The 18,700-nt window shown below is 61.3% G+C and carries 17 protein-coding genes and 1 pseudogene; 12 read left to right on the forward strand and 6 right to left on the reverse strand.

The annotated features are described in order from the left end of the window. Both RFN28_RS26035 and RFN28_RS26040 read left to right on the forward strand, forming a co-directional pair. The coding region (locus tag RFN28_RS26035) for a formate--tetrahydrofolate ligase (protein ID WP_320290103.1) at window positions 1-169 on the forward strand (169 nt) is incomplete at its 5' end. Between the two features lie 113 nt (window positions 170-282). Beyond that, window positions 283-375 (forward strand): annotated as a pseudogene (locus tag RFN28_RS26040) (tyrosine-type recombinase/integrase); the annotation flags it as partial. A 453-nt stretch (window positions 376-828) separates the two neighbouring features. Here the strand turns inward: RFN28_RS26040 and RFN28_RS26045 are convergent. Genes RFN28_RS26045 through RFN28_RS26060 form a run of 4 tightly spaced genes read right to left on the reverse strand, consistent with a single transcriptional unit; the run spans window position 829 to window position 5,391 of the window. Beyond that, on the reverse strand, window positions 829-2,028 hold the full coding sequence (locus tag RFN28_RS26045; protein WP_320290049.1) for a mandelate racemase/muconate lactonizing enzyme family protein: 1,200 nt from the start codon (window positions 2,026-2,028) through the stop codon (window positions 829-831). A gap of 17 nt (window positions 2,029-2,045) precedes the next feature. Beyond that, the gene (locus RFN28_RS26050) at window positions 2,046-3,404 is read right to left on the reverse strand and encodes a mandelate racemase/muconate lactonizing enzyme family protein (RefSeq protein WP_320290050.1); all 1,359 of its coding nucleotides are present in this window, start codon (window positions 3,402-3,404) and stop codon (window positions 2,046-2,048) included. 58 nt (window positions 3,405-3,462) lie between these two features. After that, a complete protein-coding gene (locus RFN28_RS26055) occupies window positions 3,463-4,629 on the reverse strand; it encodes a mandelate racemase/muconate lactonizing enzyme family protein (RefSeq protein ID WP_320290051.1) in 1,167 nt (388 codons plus the stop codon). A 51-nt stretch (window positions 4,630-4,680) separates the two neighbouring features. After that, entirely contained in the window at window positions 4,681-5,391 is a 711-nt protein-coding gene (locus RFN28_RS26060) for a GntR family transcriptional regulator (RefSeq protein WP_320290052.1), read from the reverse strand. Window positions 5,392-5,602: 211 nt separating this feature from the next. Here RFN28_RS26060 and RFN28_RS26065 point away from each other — a divergent pair, with 211 nt between their 5' ends. From RFN28_RS26065 to RFN28_RS26110, 10 genes are all read left to right on the forward strand, one after another. Continuing rightward, entirely contained in the window at window positions 5,603-7,084 is a 1,482-nt protein-coding gene (locus RFN28_RS26065; RefSeq protein ID WP_320290053.1) for an ABC transporter substrate-binding protein, read from the forward strand. A gap of 76 nt (window positions 7,085-7,160) precedes the next feature. Next, a complete protein-coding gene (locus RFN28_RS26070) occupies window positions 7,161-8,120 on the forward strand; it encodes a carbohydrate ABC transporter permease (RefSeq protein WP_320290054.1) in 960 nt (319 codons plus the stop codon). Further along, window positions 8,117-9,007, forward strand: coding sequence for a carbohydrate ABC transporter permease (locus RFN28_RS26075; protein WP_320290055.1), 891 nt, complete (start codon window positions 8,117-8,119; stop codon window positions 9,005-9,007). The genes RFN28_RS26070 and RFN28_RS26075 overlap by 4 nt, the downstream gene beginning before the upstream one ends. Window positions 9,008-9,016: 9 nt before the next feature. Next, complete coding sequence (locus RFN28_RS26080) at window positions 9,017-10,114, forward strand: ABC transporter ATP-binding protein (protein ID WP_320290056.1); 1,098 nt, start codon at window positions 9,017-9,019, stop codon at window positions 10,112-10,114. 32 nt (window positions 10,115-10,146) lie between these two features. After that, entirely contained in the window at window positions 10,147-11,310 is a 1,164-nt protein-coding gene (locus RFN28_RS26085; protein ID WP_320290057.1) for a mandelate racemase/muconate lactonizing enzyme family protein, read from the forward strand. A 23-nt stretch (window positions 11,311-11,333) separates the two neighbouring features. Next, window positions 11,334-12,080, forward strand: a complete 747-nt coding sequence (locus tag RFN28_RS26090) for a ribonuclease activity regulator RraA (RefSeq protein WP_320290058.1) — start codon at window positions 11,334-11,336, stop codon at window positions 12,078-12,080. A 395-nt stretch (window positions 12,081-12,475) separates the two neighbouring features. Then, complete coding sequence (locus RFN28_RS26095; protein WP_320290059.1) at window positions 12,476-13,588, forward strand: alpha/beta fold hydrolase; 1,113 nt, start codon at window positions 12,476-12,478, stop codon at window positions 13,586-13,588. An 82-nt stretch (window positions 13,589-13,670) separates the two neighbouring features. Then, window positions 13,671-14,195, forward strand: coding sequence for a DUF8737 domain-containing protein (locus RFN28_RS26100; RefSeq protein ID WP_320290060.1), 525 nt, complete (start codon window positions 13,671-13,673; stop codon window positions 14,193-14,195). Window positions 14,196-14,572: 377 nt separating this feature from the next. Further along, the gene (locus tag RFN28_RS26105) at window positions 14,573-15,130 is read left to right on the forward strand and encodes a hypothetical protein (RefSeq protein WP_320290061.1); all 558 of its coding nucleotides are present in this window, start codon (window positions 14,573-14,575) and stop codon (window positions 15,128-15,130) included. Between the two features lie 485 nt (window positions 15,131-15,615). Then, window positions 15,616-16,521, forward strand: a complete 906-nt coding sequence (locus RFN28_RS26110; RefSeq protein ID WP_320290062.1) for a LysR family transcriptional regulator — start codon at window positions 15,616-15,618, stop codon at window positions 16,519-16,521. Here RFN28_RS26110 and RFN28_RS26115 read toward each other — a convergent pair. Together RFN28_RS26115 and RFN28_RS26120 are read right to left on the reverse strand one after the other, a co-directional pair. Then, window positions 16,505-17,209, reverse strand: coding sequence for a peroxiredoxin-like family protein (locus RFN28_RS26115; RefSeq protein WP_320290063.1), 705 nt, complete (start codon window positions 17,207-17,209; stop codon window positions 16,505-16,507). The genes RFN28_RS26110 and RFN28_RS26115 overlap by 17 nt on opposite strands. A 139-nt stretch (window positions 17,210-17,348) precedes the next feature. After that, the gene (locus RFN28_RS26120; protein ID WP_320290064.1) at window positions 17,349-18,695 is read right to left on the reverse strand and encodes a dihydrolipoyl dehydrogenase family protein; all 1,347 of its coding nucleotides are present in this window, start codon (window positions 18,693-18,695) and stop codon (window positions 17,349-17,351) included. Window positions 18,696-18,700 lie beyond the last annotated feature (5 nt).

An 18,700-nucleotide genomic window follows, 5' to 3' on the forward strand; every position in this document is an offset into this window, starting at 1 on the left:
CGCGCCGACCGGCCACACCGTGCCGGTGCGCGAGGTCAGGCTTGCGGCCGGCGCCGGCTTCGTCGTCATCATCTGCGGCGAGATCATGACCATGCCCGGCCTGCCCAAGGCGCCCTCCTCGGAAAAGATCTTCCTCAACGAAGAGGGCCAGATCGAAGGCCTGTTCTAGGGACACCACCCATTCCCCCGGGGCGCCACAAAAGCACCTTCTTTAAGTCTTGGCACAATGTGCCAAGACTTCTTTTGGACGGTTGATTGCCTGCTGCTTTAGAGGGCCGACCCGGTCACGACGACATCGATAATGCGGAGCTTTATTCGCGAGAGGCGTCGCAGGTTCGGCTGGCGGTCCAGGGGATGGATCGAGTCGTACGCCTGGTCACGTGCAAGCCGATGCTTGGCGAACCTATTGGCGAACCGCCCTATAAAGCATTGATAAATAACGACAATGGTGGGCCCGGAGTCGTCGTTTTCTACCGGAAATCAAGAGGTTAGCGGGTGGTTCGCCAACCCATTCCCTTCGCATTCTCTCGTATGGTCTGGCGAACCTAGTGACGAAAGTAAGAAATGATTCAAACCTGGAGGGAATTCCAGCGTATGTCCTAGCGACTCCTTTCCCTTCGCCGCAACACCTCCTGACCGATAGGGCAAGCTTTGAACCGTGCCACTCTCTCCAGCCTCGGCCGATTGCTGCTTTGAGAGCAGACCGGCAACTTTAAGGGGCGGAAAGCCTGACGACACTTTTAGGGCACCCTGATTGCAGGGTCGTGGGATGGTCGTTCGCAGGCTAATGCCTTGGCCGCGTGGAGCATGGCGCCGAACGAAGGAGGCTCAGTCAAAGAAGCCCGCATCCTCGTCCCTGAGATATTTCTTAGCTGCTTCGGCGTCTATATCGAGGCCTAGCCCCGGCGCTTCCAGCAGGTCCACCATGCTGTCCTTCACGATCTGTGTCGGCAGACCGATCACGAGGTCCTCCCACCAGGGGTCGGAGGCGCTGGGGTACTCGAAGGCGATGTAATTGGCGGGCAAGGTGGCGCAGACATTGATAAGCGCACCGAGGCCGAGCAGGCCGTTCGCGGTTCCGTGCGGTGCCATCAGGATCGAGTGCATGTAGGCGTGCTCGGCGACCCATTTGAGTTCGGCAATGCCACCGACATCGGCTGGATCGGGGCCGATGACGCGCACCGCCTGCGTCTCGATCAGCTCCTTGAAATTGTGCCGCAGGTAGATCTGCTCACCGGTATGGATCGGCGTCGAGGTGGAGGTGGTCAGCTCCCTGTAGGCCTGCGGATTGACCCACGGCACGTAGTCGCCGGTGAGCAAGTCCTCGAGCCACATCAAATTGTATTTCTCGACCGCGCGGGCGAACTTGATCGCATCGGGCAGCATCCAGCCCGGGCCGCAGTCGAGCGCCAGGCTGACCTTGTCGCCTAGCACTTCCTTCATCGCAATCACACAGTCGAGCATGTGATTGAAACCGCGCTCACTGATCACCCCCTGATCCATGGCACCGTGATAGCCGGCCTTCTTCTGCGTCACGCCGTAATGGAAGCCCTCGATGGAGTCCTTCATGTTAGAGTGGAACGAGATTCCCTGCTTGATCATGAAGAAGTTCTGCGGCTGCTCCATCATCCATTTGACGTCGGCGGCGTAATCCTCCGGCCGATCGCCCGTGCGCTTCCGGCGGATCGAGCCGTTATAGACGCGCACCTTGTCGCGCACCTTGCCGCCGAGCAGCTTGTAGACCGACGCGCCCGCGGCCTTGCCGGCTATGTCCCACAGGGCATGCTCGATGGCGCTTACCGCCGCGCCATAGGGCTTGAAAGAGCCGCGTTGGCGGATCTTCAGCATCACCCGCTCGACGTCGGTCGGGTCCTCGCCGATCAGCGCGTCGCGGAAATGCAGCACCCAAGGCTTGAGGTAGGTCTTGGTGAACTCGACTTCGCCGAGGCCATAGAGACCCTCGTCGGTCACGATGCGCACGATCGGGTGCTTGCCGATGACGGCGCAGCGGAGGTCGGTGATCTTCATCTTCGGTTCTCTTCGCTTCAGCTCCAGGTGCGGTCCCAGGAATATTCGTTGTCCCAGTAATCCGTGGGCTGCCAGATGCCGGTGACACCCGGCTGCAGATGCTGCGAGATGACCTCGTCGACGACATCGTCGATACCCAGGCCCGGCTTGTCCGGAACAGTGATAAAGCCGTCCTTGACCAGCGGCTTGGGAATACCTGTGACGATGTCGTCCCACCACTCGACATCGGCGGAGTGGTATTCGAGCGCCATGAAGTTTTCGGTCGCGGTCGCGACATGCGCCGCGGCCATCGCAGCGATTGGACTTTCAGCCATATGGATGGCCATGGCGACGCCGTGATCCTGCGCCATGTCGCCGATCTTCTTGGTCTCAAGGATGCCGCCGCTGGTGAGCAGGTCCGGATGGATAACGGAGACGCCGCTGCTCTTGAGCAGAGGCTCGAAGGCCTCCTTGAGATAGATGTCCTCGCCCGTGCAGATCGGCACCGTGGTGGCGTCCTGCAGCTGCCGATACTGCTCGGTATATTGCCATGGGATCACGTCCTCGAGCCAGGCTGGCACGTATTTCTCGATGCGGCGCGACAGGCGTATGCCGTCCTGCAGCGAAATGTGGCCGACATGGTCAATGGCCAGCGGGATCTCGTATCCGATGACCTCGCGCACCTCGTGGATATACTGCTCGAGCAGGTCTATCCCCTTCTCGGTGAAATGCAGGCCCGTGAACGGGTGCTGCACGTTCTGCGTATCGTAGGCGAGATTGCGGGCCTTGCGCTCCTCGAGCGTGCCGCCACGGCCGCGCGGATTGGCGTGAAACCTCTCAAGCGCGCCGGCAGGTGCGACCACGGCGCCCGGGACATGGGCGATCTGCATCAAGCCCAGATCCATCTTCAAGAAAGTGAAACCGCGCTCCATGCGCTCCTTGAGGCGCCTGCCGGTTTCGGTGCCGCTCGGCTTCTCCGCATCGGTATCGCAATAGATGCGCACCTTGTCGCGAAACTTGCCGCCGAGCATTTGGTAGATAGGCACGCCATACGCCTTGCCGGCGAGATCCCAGAGCGCGATCTCAACCGCCGAGACGCCGCCGCCTTGGCGGCCGTGCCCGCCGAATTGCTTGATGCGGCGGAACAGGCGGTCGACATCGCAGGGGTTCTCGCCAAGCAGCCGGCTCTTCAGCATCAGCGCATAGGTGGCGCTGGCGCCGTCGCGTACCTCGCCAAGCCCGACGATGCCCTGGTTGGTGTAAATCTTGAGCAGCGCCGAAGTAAACGGCGCGCCGACGATCTCGGCTACCCGCATGTCGGTGATGCGAAGGTCGGACGGCTTGGAATTCGTGTTCACCCGATCGAGGGCCTCGTCGGCCTCGTCCATCTTTGGCATGACTTATCCTCATTCTCGTCGGCGGGGACCCATAGCTCCGAACGGCCACTGAGCGTTGTTAGTTCAGCTCAATCTCATGGGCCTGAAGGTAGTCGCGGTTCATTTCGACACCGAGACCGGGTTTCGACGTCAGCCTGAGGCTGCCGTTCGAAACGTCGAGCGGTCTGTCGATGAGATGATCGTATTTGCTCAGGTTCCACTCCGAGGTTTCGAGCTTGTAGAAGTTGGGAACCGTCATCATCACTTGCGCTCCCGCAACCACATTGATTGGACCCGCGGCGTCATGCGGCGAGACCGGGATGTAGTAGGCTTCGCAAAGGGCGGAAATCTTCTTGAGCTCGGTGATGCCTCCTGTCCAGGTGACGTCCGGCATGATGTAGTCGGCGAGCTTGTTCTCGAGCACCGGCACGAAATCCCACTTCGTGTGGCCGCGCTCGCCCCACGAGATAGCGGCACTCACCTTCTCACGCACCTGCTTGAGGGCGTTGAGGCTCTCGGGCGGACAAGGCTCCTCGAACCAGTCGATCTGGCCGGCTTCCTCGAGGCTCCGACAGAGGCGAATGGCGGTGGGAACATCGAAGCGGCCATGCGCATCGATGAGGATATCGACATCAGGGCCGGCCGTTTCGCGGATCAGAGCCGTTAGCTCGGCCGCCTCGCGCTCGTCCTTGCGGGTCATGCTGCCGTCGAGGTAGCCGTCCCGTTGCTCGCGCGACAGGCCATCGGCGGTGCGGCCCTGATGGGGGAAAGGATCGAACTTGAGCGCGGTATGTCCGGACTGGACGATGTCCTGAATTTCGCGGACCACTGCCTCCGTGCTGGTGAATTTGGCCTGGTTCGGGTGGGTGTAGAGGGCGATCTCATCGCGCACGGGTCCGCCCAGCAATTCGTAGATCGGCTTGCCGAGGACTTTGCCGCGGATGTCCCAGAGTGCTATGTCGATGGCGCTCACGCATTCGACGGCGGCGCCGCGACTGCCCATGTAGGTGAAGCTGCGGAAGATCTTGTGCCAAAGATGCTCGATGCGCGCCGGATCCTCGCCCGCCACGGCGGTACCGATCTGGCGCAGGATCGTGCAGAGCGCGCGGTTCGCCAGCTTTGTCGTGGTGGTGATTTCTCCCCAGCCACTCACCCCCTCGTCAGTCGTCACTTCGACGAACAGGTACTCTCCCCAGTAAGAAGCACCGGACTTGATCAGCCACGGCCGAACGCTCGTGATTTTCATCTGAACTACCTTATCGAATGGCCAGCTTGACGATGTTCGGGACCGGATATCCTATCCGGCCCGCGCGGCGTTGCGCGCACGCATGTGTTCGAGGATATGCCGGCCGGAGCCCTCGACGTGGCGGGCAACGAGTTCGGCCGCCTTGTCGGCATCTCCCGCCTTTACGAGCGCGATGAGCTCGCGGTGCTCGCGAAGGATCGCGGCACGTCGTGCGAGTGTGAAATCGAAACGCCGGCTCACGGCACGCAGCACTTCCCGATGCTTCCACCACAGCTCGGCGGCATGTCGGTTGTAGTGTCGCTGATACATCACCGTGTGAAAGGCTGTATCCAGCTCGCTGTGCCTAAATGTGTCGGCAAAGTTGTTCTCTTCGATCAGGTCCTGGATACGTTCGAGTTCGGCGATGTCCTCGACGGTGGCCATATTCACAAACCATCGCGTCAGGGCCGGCTCGATCAGAACGCCGATCTCGTAGATATCACGGACAAAATCCTGATCTATGGGTCGGACGCGCGCCCCGCGGTTGGGGGCAAAGGTGACAAAGCCCTCGCCGCGCAACAGCTGCAGGGCCTCGCGCACGGGGTTGGTCGAAGTGCCGTGACGCCGGGCGAGATCGCTGACCACGAGCCGTTCGTTGGCGGCCAGCCGTCCCTCGATGATGTCTTCCCTGATCAGTTCATAGAGCGAGGCACCCTCGCTGGAGGCCCCTATGGGGTCAATCCCCGCTGGTGGCTCGGCTTTAAAATCGCTTGGTTCGGCCAAGGCCCGCTCCCCTAGGCTAATACACACTCTATTCGATTATCACGCAAAGTTTCGATAAACAATGTACGATCCAGCTCGTTGACAGACAATTCACGATCTGAAAACGTACAAGCCAGCCGATGGGATACACAAAACGGTGTCCTGCGGTCGAACGAGCAAGGACCGCTTGCCTCGAAGCAAAGCGGCGTGGGAGAGAACCAGGAGGATACCTATGGCGAGGATTACACTCGGCGGTGCCGTCCTGCGTGGCACCGTTTCCACTACTTTAATGGCATCGTTGATGTCCGCACCGGCGCTGGGTGCGCCGCCGGTCGACCTGAACAAGTGGTCGCCGGAATATGTGCGCTCGATTGCGGGCACGCAGGATTTTGACACGGCGGCCGATTGCGCCAAAGTCACCCCGCTCGACTACAAGGGGCGACTGACTTTCTGGTATCAGGGCGTGTTCGAGGGTGACCCCGATCTTCTGCGCCAGTACTACAAGAACTTCTTCGAGACCTTCCGCAAGACCTACCCGAACATCCAGCTCGAGGAACAAGCCCTCACCTATAATGACCTTCTTGACAAGTTCCGCACGGCGCTGCTCGGCAATGCCGCGCCGATGGCGGTCCGCCTGCAAATTCTGGGCGGCACCGAGTTCGCCTCAAAGGGGTATCTGCAGCCGCTCAAGCCCGAGGATGTGGGGTATTCGACCGAGGACTTCTGGCCAGGCGCCATGAAGGCGGTAACCTGGGACGGCGTGACCTACGGCATTCCAACCAACAACGAAACGATGGCGTTCATCTGGAACGCCGACATCTTCAAGCGCGCGGGCCTGGATCCCGACAAGCCTCCGGCAACCTGGGACGACGTGGTCAAGTATTCCAAGCAGATCCACGACAAGCTCGGCATTGCCGGGTACGGCCTCGTGGCTCGCAAGAACGCCGGCAATACGCCCTACCGCTTCATGCCGCAGCTATGGGCCTATGGCGGCGGCGTCTTCGACGAAGCAACGGCAAACCCGACCTATAAGAAGATCGAGCTCGACAGCCCGCAGAGCAAGGCGGCGCTGCAAGCCTCCTACGACATGTATGTTCGCGACAAATCGGTTCCGGTTTCGGCACTCACCAACCAGCAGGCCGACAACCAGCCTCTGTTCCTGGCCGGCCAACTCGGCATGATGATCTCGCACCCGTCCGACTACAACGTCATGCTCGACCTGCAGAAGAAGGCGACCGGCGCCGACAAGGACAAGGCGCAGACCGTCATCGACAACATGCGCTACGGCCTGATTCCGACAGGCCCCGACGGCAAGCGGGCAGTGGTATTCGGCGGCTCGAACATTCACATCCTGAAGCCCGAATATGTCGAGGGCGGCAAGGTGGACGAGCCGGCGGCAAAAGCTATCATCTGCATGTGGACGAGCCCGGAATGGTCGCTGAAGATGGCCTACGCCGGCTCGAACCCGGGCAACCTCAACGGTTTCAAGACCAAATGGATGAAGGAACGTTTGGACAACATCAAGTTCCTTGATGTCACGACCTCGATGCTGCCATACGGCATCCCATTCCCAGCGTTGCCGCAGTCGCCCGAGATCATGAACATCATCGTCCCGGACATGCTGCAGAATGCCCTGACCGGAGCGATGACCGTCGACCAGGCAGCGGACGACGCGGCCAAGAAGGTCAAAGACCTGATGGGAGACGGGCTCTAGCCCAGGCCTGACCGACGATCCGATCGGCTGCGCCGGAGCGCAGCCGGTTCTTCCCGAAGAACAAGGGCACGCCACAGTGACGATCGTGACCGGCAAGGCTGAGGCTCGCCGAAAATTGCAATCCGACAGGTCCGGCGTGCTCCGGGAGGTGTGGGAGCATCGCGCCGACTACGCTTACGTTCTTCCGGCGATCGCCGTGATGCTCGTCGTCATCGCCTATCCGATCTACTACACGATCGAGCTTTCGTTCTTCAACACGCCGCCTGGCCTGCAGCTTCGCGACAAGATCTTCGTCGGCTTCAACAACTACACGGCCATCTTGACCAGTCAGGTGTTCTGGCAAGTCACCTTGAACACCCTGATCTGGACATTTGTCTCCACCTTCTTCTCCTTTGTCCTGGGGTTTGCCGCCGCGCTGGCGCTCCACCGCGACTTTATCGGCCGTGGTGTCCTGCGCGCTATCCTGATCATCCCCTGGGTCATCAGCGCGGTCGCCGCCTCCTACATCTGGAAGTGGATCTACCATTCGGACTTTGGAATCATCGGCGCGATCCTGGTCGGCCTCGGGTGGGCCGACCGGCCGCCGAACTTCATCGACAGCGTCAGCACGGTGCTGCCCTCGCTGATCGTGGTCAATATCTGGCGCGAGTTTCCGTTTGCCATGATCATGCTGATGGCCGGCCTGCAGACGGTCCCCGATCAGTTGCTGCGCGCCGCGAAAGTCGACGGGGCCAATGCATGGCAGCGCTTCTGGCACGTCACCTTCCCGCATTTGAGGAACGTCTCGACGGTGACGATCCTGCTGCTCGCAGTGGCCAACTTCAATTCCTTCATCATCCCATGGATCATGACCGGCGGCGGGCCGTCGAACGCATCGCATATCTGGATCACCCACATCTATGAGCTTGCCTTCGGCCGCCAGCGCTGGGGGGTGGCATCGGCCTATTCGGTGCTTTTGTTCCTCATCCTGATGACGCTGGGCTACTTCTACGTCCGAGCGCTGAGCGGCAACGAGCGGAAGGATGGGAGCGCATGAGCACGATTACCGCGACAGCCTCTCGAGGCCAGACCCGCCGCCGCGTGCGCATCGATGGATGGCGGTGGGGCGGGCGCATCTTCCTGGTGTTCATGCTGCTCTACACCGCGTTGCCGATGATCTGGATGCTGCTCACCTCGATCAAGTCCGGCTTCGCGGCGATGCAATTCCCGCCGCAATGGTGGCCTGACCAGCCTACCCTTGCCAGCTATCAAAAACTGCTCGATCCGCAGAACAGCGTCGGCCAGGACTTCCTCCGCTTCTTCTGGAACAGCCTTTTCGTCTCGACCGCCACGACCATCCTTTCGGTCATCGTAGCTGTCCCTGCGGCCTACGCGTTTTCGCGCTTCACCTTCCCGGGCCGGAATTTTCTGTTCTTCGCCGTCTTGCTGCGCAACATGTTCCCGGCGGTGATCTTTCTCGTGCCGCTCTTCGTCCTGATGCGCGCCATCGGACTGGTGAACACGCATGGATCGCTCATTCTCACGTACCTGACCTTCGGCCTGCCGCTGGCGATCTGGCTGCTCAAGGGCTTCTACGACAACATCCCGGTGCAGCTCGAGCAGGCGGCTCGCATCGACGGGGCGACGCGGTTCCAGGCCTTCGTCATGATCGTGATGCCGCTCTCGACGCCGGGAATCATCGCCACGGCGATCTATTCCTTCATCGGCGCGTGGAACGAGTACATCTACGCCTACACCTTCCTTTCCAAGAACGAACAGTTGACACTGCCGGTCGGCATCCAGCGCTTCTTCTCGGAAAACACGACGGACTTTCCGGGCCTGATGGCGGCCAGCTTCATGATGAGCGTGCCCGTCGTAGTGCTGTTCCTCGTCCTGCAACGATACTTCGTACGCGCCCTTACGGAAGGCGCGGTCAAGCACTAGGAGCTGCCGATGGCCCACGTGGTCCTCAAAGATCTCGTCAAGACCTACGGCAGCTTCAAAGCCGTCAACGAGGTTTCACTGACGGTCAATGACGGTGAGTTCGTTGCGCTCGTCGGCCCGTCAGGCTGCGGCAAGACGACCACGCTCAATCTCGTCGCGGGCCTGACCCCGATCACATCGGGCGACATCATTATCGGCGACCGGGTGGTCAACGACCTCGACCCCAAGGACCGGGACATCGCAATGGTGTTCCAGAACTACGCGCTCTATCCGCAAAAGTCGGTCTATATGAACCTCGCCTTCCCGCTGCAGATGCGCAAGCTGCCCAGGGATGAGATCGACAAGAAGGTCAGGGAAGCGGCGCGCGTGCTCGACATGACGCAGCTGCTCGAGCGCAAGCCGCGCGAACTTTCGGGCGGGCAGCAGCAGCGCGTGGCGCTCGGCCGCGCCCTCGTTCGAGATCCGGCGGTATTCCTGATGGACGAACCGCTCTCCAATCTCGACGCGAAGCTGCGCGTGCAGATGCGGTCCGAGATCAAGCGGTTCCATCAGGACCTGAAGGCGACGATCATCTATGTGACGCACGACCAACTCGAGGCCGTGACCATGGCAGACAGGATGGCCGTGATGAACGGCGGCTATCTGCAGCAATACGACTCGCCGGCGCAGGTTTTCGCCCATCCCGCCAACATGTTCGTCGCAAGCTTCGTGGGCAGTCCGGCGATGAGCCTTATTCCGCTAGAGGCATCCACGGCAAACGGCGAGACCGTTCTGACGAGCGCCGAGGGCTGGAGCCTTGTGCTCTCGCAACCCAACGCGCGCAAGGTCCTGCGAGCGAGCACCAAGAAGATCGTGCTCGGTGCACGCCATTCGACGATCAAGCTGCACAACAGCGCGGTGACCGGCGCCATCCCCGCCAAGGCTTATACGGTGGAGCCAACCGGAGACGTCACCTTCGTGCAGGCTTTCCTCTCCGGCGCCATCGTCAATATCAGCGTGTCACCCAACATCGCCGTTACACCTGACGAACAGATCTGGCTCGAGTTCGACCAGGAGCGCATGCACCTGTTCGACGGCGAGACGCAGACGGCCCTCGAGGCCAACTGAGACAGGGCGAATGCGCGTGGACCGTGGCGTGAATGACTACCAAGCTTAAGATCACCGCGATCAGGCCCTATCCAATGTGGGTGGGAACGCGTAACCAGATGCTCGTCAAGGTCGAGACCGACCAGGGCATCTTCGGTTGGGGCGAGAGCGGCCTGAGCGGTCGCGAAAGAGCCGTGGCCGGCGCTCTCGAGCACTATCGCGAATTTCTCATCGGCCGCGACCCGATGCAGATAGGCCGGATCTGGCAAGAGGCTTATCGCAGCCAGTACTTCGAAGGCGGGCGTGTTCTGCAGGCAGCGATTTCCGCCATCGACATTGCCCTTCACGACATCAAGGGCAAGGCGCTGGGGGTGCCGGTCTACGAGTTGCTCGGCGGCAAGCAGCGCGATCGCATCCCCACCTTCGCCTCGACCGGAGACGAGGCCGAGGGCGATGTTGCCATCGAACGGGCCCGCGAACTGCGGGCCCAAGGTTGGCAGGCGATCCGCTTCTTCCCGGTCGGGCAAGGCAGCAGGGACATCTTCGAGCCCCGCGAGTCGATAGGCGCAACCGCGAGAATGCTGAACAGGGCGCGCGAGGCGCTTGGCGACGACGTCGTGCTCGGCATCGACTATCATCATCGGCTGTCGGTGGCCGAGGCGGCGAGCTTCTGCAACAAGCTCGACCGCGGCGTGCTTGATTTCCTCGAGGAGCCAATTCGGGACGAGACGCCGGCGGCCTACGAATCCCTGCGCACGATGACCGGGATCCCCTTTGCCATCGGCGAGGAATTTGCCAACAAATGGCAGTTCCTGCCCTACATCGAGCGCGGCATCCATCAATTCAACCGGCTCGATGTCTGCAATGTCGGCGGGCTCACCGAAGCGATGAAGGTCGCTGGCTGGAGCGAGGCGCATTATGTGGACCTGATGCCGCACAATCCCCTTGGTCCGGTCTGTACCGCCGCGACCATGCATCTCGCCGCCGCGGTGCCGAACTTCGCGTGGCTCGAGACGAGAGCACCCGAAAGAAAGCTGGGCTTCGACGATTCCGAGCTCTTCCCCGTGCAGCCACGCCTCGATGGCCCCGACTATCCGGTAAGTGAGCTGCCAGGGCTCGGCGTTGACGTCAACGAAGAGGCCATCCAAGCCCAGAGTTTCCGTTTTTGGGAAGCGCCTCACCTCAAGCGCCGCGATGGTTCCGTCACGAACTGGTAGTTCCTTATCATCTGGAGTCCACAATGACGCATCCTCCCGACATCACGCGTCCGCCCAAAGAGCTGATCGACGCACTGAAGGAAATCGGCGCCGCGACGGTTGCCGGCACGCTCGGCCATATGGGTTTTCGCAACCCGCACATGGTCGGCCCGGTGGCGCAGAACCATGGGAAGTCGATCGTCGGGCCGGCGCTGACGCTGCAGTTCCTGCCGCAGCGGCCGGATCTCTTCACCGAGGGAGAATATGCCAATCCGGAGACCCAACTGCACCGGCACGTGCTCTATCACGCGCAGCAGGGCGACGTAGTCGTGGTCGACGCGCGCGGCGACATGAGCTCTGGCGTCTTCGGCGATATGATGTCGACCTATTTCAAGGGCAGAGGCGGTGCCGGCATCGTCATCGACGGCTGCATGCGCGACCGACCCAATGTCGAGAAGCTCGATCTGCCGCTATGGCTGCGCGGCTGGACGCCGAACTATCATGTGCAGACCAGCATCTATCCCAACGCCGTCAACGTTCCGATTGCCTGCGGCGGCGTCACGGTCATCCCCGGCGACATCATCGTCGCCGACGACGACGGGGTGGTTGTGCTCCCCGTCGCAATGGCCCCGAAGGTCATCGAAGAAGCACAAAAGCATCACGATTGGGAGGAGTTCTCCCGAGAGAAACTGATGCAAGGCGCGCCGCTGCAACGCTACTACCCGCTGCATGACGATGCCCGCGGGGAATACGAGGAGTGGCGCAACTCCAGGCGCCGACACGGCCGTTGACTATTATGATGTTATCCACGCTGCGGAATAGACGACACAGCGGAGGCTGTTGCTCACCGGCCACGCCTCCCTGAGGGCGGGCTCGCAACAGCCCACCAGTCAACAAAATCAAAGCGATGCGCGGAGGTTCGCCCACCCGTAATCCGACCTAAAGCGCATGGAGCGAACCTGAAAGATCGCGTCGCGCTTTAGGCGTTCGATGCCCTTCGCGTCCCCGAGCGCGTCCTGCCGATTGTGAAGATATGCTTCATAACCCATCGACGTTATCGCTGATAGTCGATCGCGGGGGGCAGCGGTAGATCTGGCCATATCTGGCCTCGCACCGCAATTCGGGAGCCCTGGGTGCGCCATCGAGGCCCCAGATGCGCGACGCTCCGTAGAGAAAGAGAAAGACAATGCCAGACGCGACATTTTCCCGACGCGACGTCCTCTGGGCGGGGGCCGCGCTTAGCGTCGGCGCCGCTTTCGCGGAGCCGCTCAAAGCCGCTGCCGCTCAACCCGGCGGAAGTGGCCCGGAGCTGGAGTCCTGGGTGGATTCGGCGATGCCCGAGGTTACGCATCGCATGATCGAAACGAACGGCATCCGGTTGCACGTAGCCGAGCAGGGAGAAGGTCCGCTCATCATCTTGTGTCACGGCTTTCCGGAATGCTGGTATTCCTGGCGGCATCAGCTTGGCGCGCTGGCGAAGGCTGGGTTCCGTGCGGTGGCGCCCGACTTGCGCGGTTACGGGCGAAGCGACCGCCCGGCGGAGGTGGAGAAATATACGATCCTCCATAACATCGGCGACATGGTGAGTCTCGTCGACGCTTTGAACGCCAAACAAGCGGTGATCGCCGGCCACGACATCGGCGCCGCGATAGCCTGGCAAACGGCGCTTCTGCGCCCCGACCGCTTCCGCGCTGTCATCGCATCCAGCCCGCCGTTCCGCTCGCGTGGGTTTGGCGAGCCGGGGCCGCCGACGACGCTCATGCCGCGCACCAAGGACGCCGTGTTTTATCAGCTCTACTTCCAGACCGCGGAGGCCGAGGCAGCGCTTGGGCAGGATCTGCGTCGCACGTTCCGTTCTATGTTCTACTCCCTCTCGGGCGACAGCCCGCCGCCGGCAGAGGCCGGAGGATTTGTCGCCGGGATGGTGCCCCGCAACGGGGATTTCCTAACCAATCCGGTGTCGTTGCCTTCCTGGATCACGGAGTCCGACATCGATGTCTATGTCGAGGCATTCACGCGCAGCGGATTCCGCGGGCCGCTGAACTGGTGGCGCAACATCGATCGCAGTTGGGAACTCATGGCCGCGTTTAGCCAGGCGGTGGTAACTGTTCCGGCGCTCTACATTGCGGGCGATCACGACATCATCGTCGAAGTGTTTCAACCGATCATTGCCAAGCAGTCGGCAATGGTTCCCAAGCTCCGGCCGGCGATCATGCTGCCGGGCTGTGGCCATTGGACCCAGCAGGAACGTGCGCCGCAGGTAAATGCCGCCATGATCGACTTCCTTCGGAGTCTTTAGTCGAGGAAGGTGGCTCGGCCACCGGGCGCGACATTTGAGGCCGCGACAGCTTGCCGGACGAAACCACCTCCCAGGAGCTCACATGTCTTCGCAAATCGTGTTCCTAACCCATCTCGTCCTGGGTTGTGTTCCGTGGCTACTTTTCTTTGGCGCTCACATCTGGCCAAGGCTCAACGCGATGGATCACTTCAATGTGCAACGGGCTATTGCGGCCCTGCACAGCTTCCGCTTCTTCGGCCTTGCCTTTCTCCTTCCCGGCGTCGTCGGCCCCAATCTGCCTGTTGGCTTCGCGATGTTCGCCGCCTACGGCAACTTTGCGCCAGGGGTACTGGCCATACTGGCGCTGCTCGCGGTCCGGATACGTCCGCTGTTTTGGCTGCTTGTGCTCGCCTTCAACCTTGTAGGGGTGGCGGACATTGCCGTCGACTTCTACCACGCGGTCCAGGTCAACCTTCCTGCAGTCGCAGGCGAACTCGGCGCCCTATACGCGTTCCTGATCATCTACATGCCATTGCAGATGATCTCACACCTCACCGCTTTCTATCTGCTCGCGCGTTCTCAATTGAACGCAGTTTCGTCCGGCGTCGGCGATGCGGCCGGGTCCTAGCGCTCTCGGCTTTCACATGCCTCAAAACCTGTCGTCGGCTCTACATCTCCATTTCGCTCAATGGTTATGTCGCCCCAGACCGGCCCACCGGGCGCCTGCTCGGCTAAGAGCTGTCCTTCAACAATCAAACGATGCTCTGAGCTTCGTGATTGCTCGTCACCCGGCGTCGTCGCAAAAGCCGCTGTAGAAGCTCATACCCGCGCGGGACTGGAAGGAACTTGGTGTCAAGGCTAGTGAAAGCAACGGCACTCGCAATCCTTCTGATTGCGACGACAACCGCCGGCCTCGCGGCCGCATATCCGATGGCAGCCGCGATAGCGTGCCCGAGCTGCCTGGGGTTCAAAAAGCCCTCTGGTCAAGTCTATGCCGAGGATGGGATGGCTGCTCAGCAGCAGGCAGCAGTGCTCCAGACGATCGCCATGGCTCGCGATTGGCTTCGCCAATTCTACGGGACGACGGGAAGTGATCCCGAGATCTTCGTCTGCGGCGATGATGATTGCTACCGCAAGATCGGCGGAGGCAAATCGCACGGCATGGCGCTCCTCAATCTCGCGCTATTTCTCTCGCCCGAAGGAATGACCGCCACCATTGCATCACACGAGATGTCGCACATCGAACTTCATACCCGTATCGGACTGATCAAGACTTTTCGTCGTGACGTGCCGCAATGGTTTGATGAGGGCGTTGCGGTCCTCGTTTCGGATGACGGCCGCTACTTGAGGCCAAAATCATCGCCCGATCGTTGCCTGGTGGAACCGGATGGCGCGCTGCCGACGACGCGAAGCGCCTGGATTGAAAGTGCGGCATCGACCAACCTATACGCGAAAGCTGCCTGCCGGGTTAGCAGGTGGATTGCATCGCGCGGCGGCTCCCCCGCCGTGACGCGGCTCTTACAGAATATTGTCGCGGGCGAATCCTTTGAGATGGCGTATTGACGGCCATTTTGCGGCGCTCTGTTGGAGCCATTGCCGACGCAAGTTCCTGGAGCTCCCCGACATCGCCGCCCGCAGGAACGCCTCAGCTGGTTTCCCGATTGCGGTGACGCCGGGAAAGATTGATCCTGTGTTCGGCCTTGAACCTAAGGATCATAATGAGACTAGTTTTCAATACGATCGGTGTCTCTGTCTTGTCCCACCAAGGGTCGATGAATGTATGTTGACCAAGGGTATGAGCGCGGCTGGTTGGGGGCCGCAAGTGGTCAGGCGGCTTTCGGCGTCCGCATGGCGGAAGCGGACATTCGGTTCGAACATATCGGTGAGCGACTTCTTGCTGCTAGCTGACGCGATAGCTCTGCCGACGTGCCCTGTTCGCGCCTTCGTCGCCATTGCGTTGCCCCGCTTTGCCGAAACCGCCCGATTGCGCTAGCCTAAGAACATGCATAATCGCTGATAAACCATTTTCGCTGAGGGGGCGGAAATTCATGGAGATGCAGCAGGTCCGCTATTTCCTGGCCCTGTCGAATACGCTGAACTTCACCAGAGCGGCCGAAGAATGCAACGTCACCCAGCCCGCACTGACCCGAGCCATCAAGACGCTTGAGGAGGAACTGGGCGGGGAGCTCCTTCGGCGCGAGCGCCAGCACTCGCACCTGACCGAACTTGGTCGGCGCATGCTGCCGCTGTTGCAACAGTGCTACGACGCGGCTACTTCGGCCAAATCACTTGCCAAGGCAGTGCAGAGCAGCGATGTCGCGCCACTCAATGTAACGATTTCGAACAGCGTCAATATCGCGCTGCTGGTCTCCATCTTCACGGAGCTTTTTCGGGCTTATCCCGGCGTCCACCTCAAGATCAATCGTGCTTCGCCAGCTGCTGTGATCGAGGCGTTGAAAAGCGGCGAAGTCGAACTGGCAATTGCCGGACCGCTCGGACAGGCTTGGGATCGCCTGGACGTGTGGCCGCTGTTTCAAGAAGGGATCGAACTCGCCGTCAATTCCGATCACCCGCTGGCTCGGCGCAATGAAGCCGATGTCGCGTTGGCTCAGCTTGCGGCGGAACCTGTGCTCAGTCGGATCGACTGGGAGACGAGCGAGGAGCTGTCGCGGTGCCTTTCCGCAAAAGGCTATTCGCCTCGAACTGCGCATGAAGTCGAGACCGACCAAGACCTTCTTGCGTTACTTGAAGCCAACGCCGGCATCGGCTTTGTCTCGCTTACGGCACCGCGATCCCCGAACACCCGCCGCCTCAAGCTTCGCGATCTGGACATTTCGCGGATCGTCTCCGTCTATGCGGTTGCCGGCAGGCAGCGCTCGCCTGTGGCGACAACGTTGCTCAACCTGTTGAGATCGGCCGACTGGTCGTCCTTTGGCGTCAGCGAGCCCGCCTGAGCGCCGCGATCAGCTCGTCAATGTCCATCCGCCGGCGGTAGTCCGGATCGACGAAGCGATCCGTGATGATCCCGTCCGTCCCGATGATGAAGGTTGCGGGTATCGGCAAAAACCAGCTGCTGTTCCCCTGGTAGCTCGGCAGATCAAAACCAACCCCCATCAGCCGCTCCATCTCGGCTCCGACCCAGATCGCAAGGTTGAGGGACAGGGCATAGCCGTTATCCATGTCGATCAGGAACGGAAACTGCGCGCCGACCGCGGCCTTCATCGCTTTGGCGAATTTGCGCCGCTCCGGCATGATCACGACCACCTGGCCGCCCAGTTCCGCGATCTGGCGCTGCACCTCGACAATGCCGATGGCGTTCAAGCGGCAGTAGGGACACCAATGCCCGCGCTGGAAGGTGACAACGGCTGGGCCCTTTGCAAGGATCTCTGCCAGGCTGACAAGCTTGCCCTCGTCATCGGGCAGCAGGAAACCGGGCATGGGCTCCCCGGCGGCCGGAGCCATGGCACCGGCTCCTTGTTTCTCGAGGCGATCCACGAGCCTGTCTACCGCGTCCGCGAATTCGGAATTCAGGCGCCGGACCGCCACGGCAACTACCGCCAGCCGTTCATTGAGAGGCGCATCAAGTTCGATGGCTGCCTGAACGGACTGCTCGAATGTCATTGCCTGGTCGTCGGCTGCCATTTCTGCACTTTCACATGTCGCCCGCAGCCTATCACCGAAGCCCCTCGGCATTTACCATGCTTTTCCTGCATGGTTTCGATGCCCCACGTGCATCAATGCATGCCAGGTTCATGTTCTATTCGCCGCCCGGATCGGCGCGTTACATCATATTCCTGATGTCCGCCGAAAAAGTTGGGAACCCGTAGACCATCTCGGACAGCCCTTGTGCGGGAATGCCGTGTTTCATGGCAAGCGCGAAGATGTGAATCAGCTCCTCGCCGGCATGGCCCACGAGGTGCGCTCCAACGATCCGGTCCGTCGGCTCCTCGATGATGATCTTCGACCATGCGACCGCCTCGGCATAGGTCCTTGCGGAGAGCCAGCCTTGCATGTCGTTCACGTGGACCTTGACGCGAAGGCCCATTTCTCTTGCCTTGGCTTCGGTCAGTCCGACGCTTGCCATGGCCGGAATGCTGTAGAGCGAGGCCGGGATATGACTGTACTCGGGCCGATGCCTCGGCCCGTCGACGATGTTGCGGCCGACGATGCCACCTTCATAGGTCGCCACCGGCGAAAGCTGCGGCGAGTTCCACACCGCGTCGCCGCAGACATAGACATCGGGATTGGAGCGCGAGCGCAGGTGACCGTCGATTTCGATTCGGCCTTCCCGATGCACGACGACGCCCGCACCAAGATCGAGACCCTCGACATTGGCCACACGTCCGGCGCAGTTGACGACGCGATCCGCGTACACCAGGGAATCGATGCCGTCCTTGGCGAAGCTCACCCGCAGCCGTCCGCCGGCCTTGTCGATCCTCTTAACCCAGGCCTTGGTGTGGATGCTGATGCCTAGACGCTCGCTCTCGCCGCGGAGCTGAGCAACGGCATCCGCGTCAAAGCCTGCGAGCAGTTGCGGCAGCGCCTCGAGGATGGTGACGTCGACGCCGGCGCGCGCATAGACATGCCCTAGCTCGAAGGCGATGACGCCGCCGCCGATGAACACCACGGCGCGCGGCAGCACTGGATCGCTCAGAACATCATCGGAAGTCGTCAGATGCTCGGCGCCCGGGATCGGCAGCGGACGCGGCTTCGAGCCGGTTGCGATGACGATGTTCCTGGCCTCGAGCTCACGGCCATCGACACGGATAGCGTTGCTGCCGATGAATGCGGCCTCGCCGGAGATGACATCGACCCCGCGCTCGGCCATCAACCCGGACAGCCTCGACGGGATGTCCCTGATGATGTCTTTTTCCCGTTCAATCAAGGCTCGCCAATCGAGCCTCGCCGAATCGATCTTGATGGCATGACTGCCGGCCCTTTTAATCTCGTCGAGCGCATGGGCCGCCGCGACCAGCACCTTCTTCGGCGTGCAGCCGCGATTGGGGCAGGTGCCGCCGAGATCGCGCGCCTCGACCACAGCGACGGAGAGGCCGGCGGCGCGCGTCGCGACCGTGACGCCCATTCCGGCATTGCCGCCGCCCAGGATCACAACATCGTACTTTTCCATCGCGC

The sequence above is a fragment of the Mesorhizobium album genome, from assembly GCF_033977205.1.
GTDB classification, from domain to species: domain Bacteria; phylum Pseudomonadota; class Alphaproteobacteria; order Rhizobiales; family Rhizobiaceae; genus Mesorhizobium; species Mesorhizobium album.

What these genes read in the sequence shown, in the direction of transcription:
- RFN28_RS26045 (WP_320290049.1), bottom strand. Translation starts at nt 2,028, where the DNA reads ATGAAGATCACCGACCTCCGCTGCGCCGTCATCGGCAAGCACCCGATC.
- RFN28_RS26050 (WP_320290050.1), bottom strand. Translation starts at nt 3,404, where the DNA reads ATGCCAAAGATGGACGAGGCCGACGAGGCCCTCGATCGGGTGAACACG.
- RFN28_RS26055 (WP_320290051.1), bottom strand. Translation starts at nt 4,629, where the DNA reads ATGAAAATCACGAGCGTTCGGCCGTGGCTGATCAAGTCCGGTGCTTCT.
- RFN28_RS26065 (WP_320290053.1), top strand. Translation starts at nt 5,603, where the DNA reads ATGGCGAGGATTACACTCGGCGGTGCCGTCCTGCGTGGCACCGTTTCC.
- RFN28_RS26075 (WP_320290055.1), top strand. Translation starts at nt 8,117, where the DNA reads ATGAGCACGATTACCGCGACAGCCTCTCGAGGCCAGACCCGCCGCCGC.
- RFN28_RS26080 (WP_320290056.1), top strand. Translation starts at nt 9,017, where the DNA reads ATGGCCCACGTGGTCCTCAAAGATCTCGTCAAGACCTACGGCAGCTTC.
- RFN28_RS26085 (WP_320290057.1), top strand. Translation starts at nt 10,147, where the DNA reads ATGACTACCAAGCTTAAGATCACCGCGATCAGGCCCTATCCAATGTGG.
- RFN28_RS26090 (WP_320290058.1), top strand. Translation starts at nt 11,334, where the DNA reads ATGACGCATCCTCCCGACATCACGCGTCCGCCCAAAGAGCTGATCGAC.
- RFN28_RS26095 (WP_320290059.1), top strand. Translation starts at nt 12,476, where the DNA reads ATGCCAGACGCGACATTTTCCCGACGCGACGTCCTCTGGGCGGGGGCC.
- RFN28_RS26100 (WP_320290060.1), top strand. Translation starts at nt 13,671, where the DNA reads ATGTCTTCGCAAATCGTGTTCCTAACCCATCTCGTCCTGGGTTGTGTT.
- RFN28_RS26105 (WP_320290061.1), top strand. Translation starts at nt 14,573, where the DNA reads ATGGCTGCTCAGCAGCAGGCAGCAGTGCTCCAGACGATCGCCATGGCT.
- RFN28_RS26110 (WP_320290062.1), top strand. Translation starts at nt 15,616, where the DNA reads ATGGAGATGCAGCAGGTCCGCTATTTCCTGGCCCTGTCGAATACGCTG.
- RFN28_RS26115 (WP_320290063.1), bottom strand. Translation starts at nt 17,209, where the DNA reads ATGGCAGCCGACGACCAGGCAATGACATTCGAGCAGTCCGTTCAGGCA.
- RFN28_RS26120 (WP_320290064.1), bottom strand. Translation starts at nt 18,695, where the DNA reads ATGGAAAAGTACGATGTTGTGATCCTGGGCGGCGGCAATGCCGGAATG.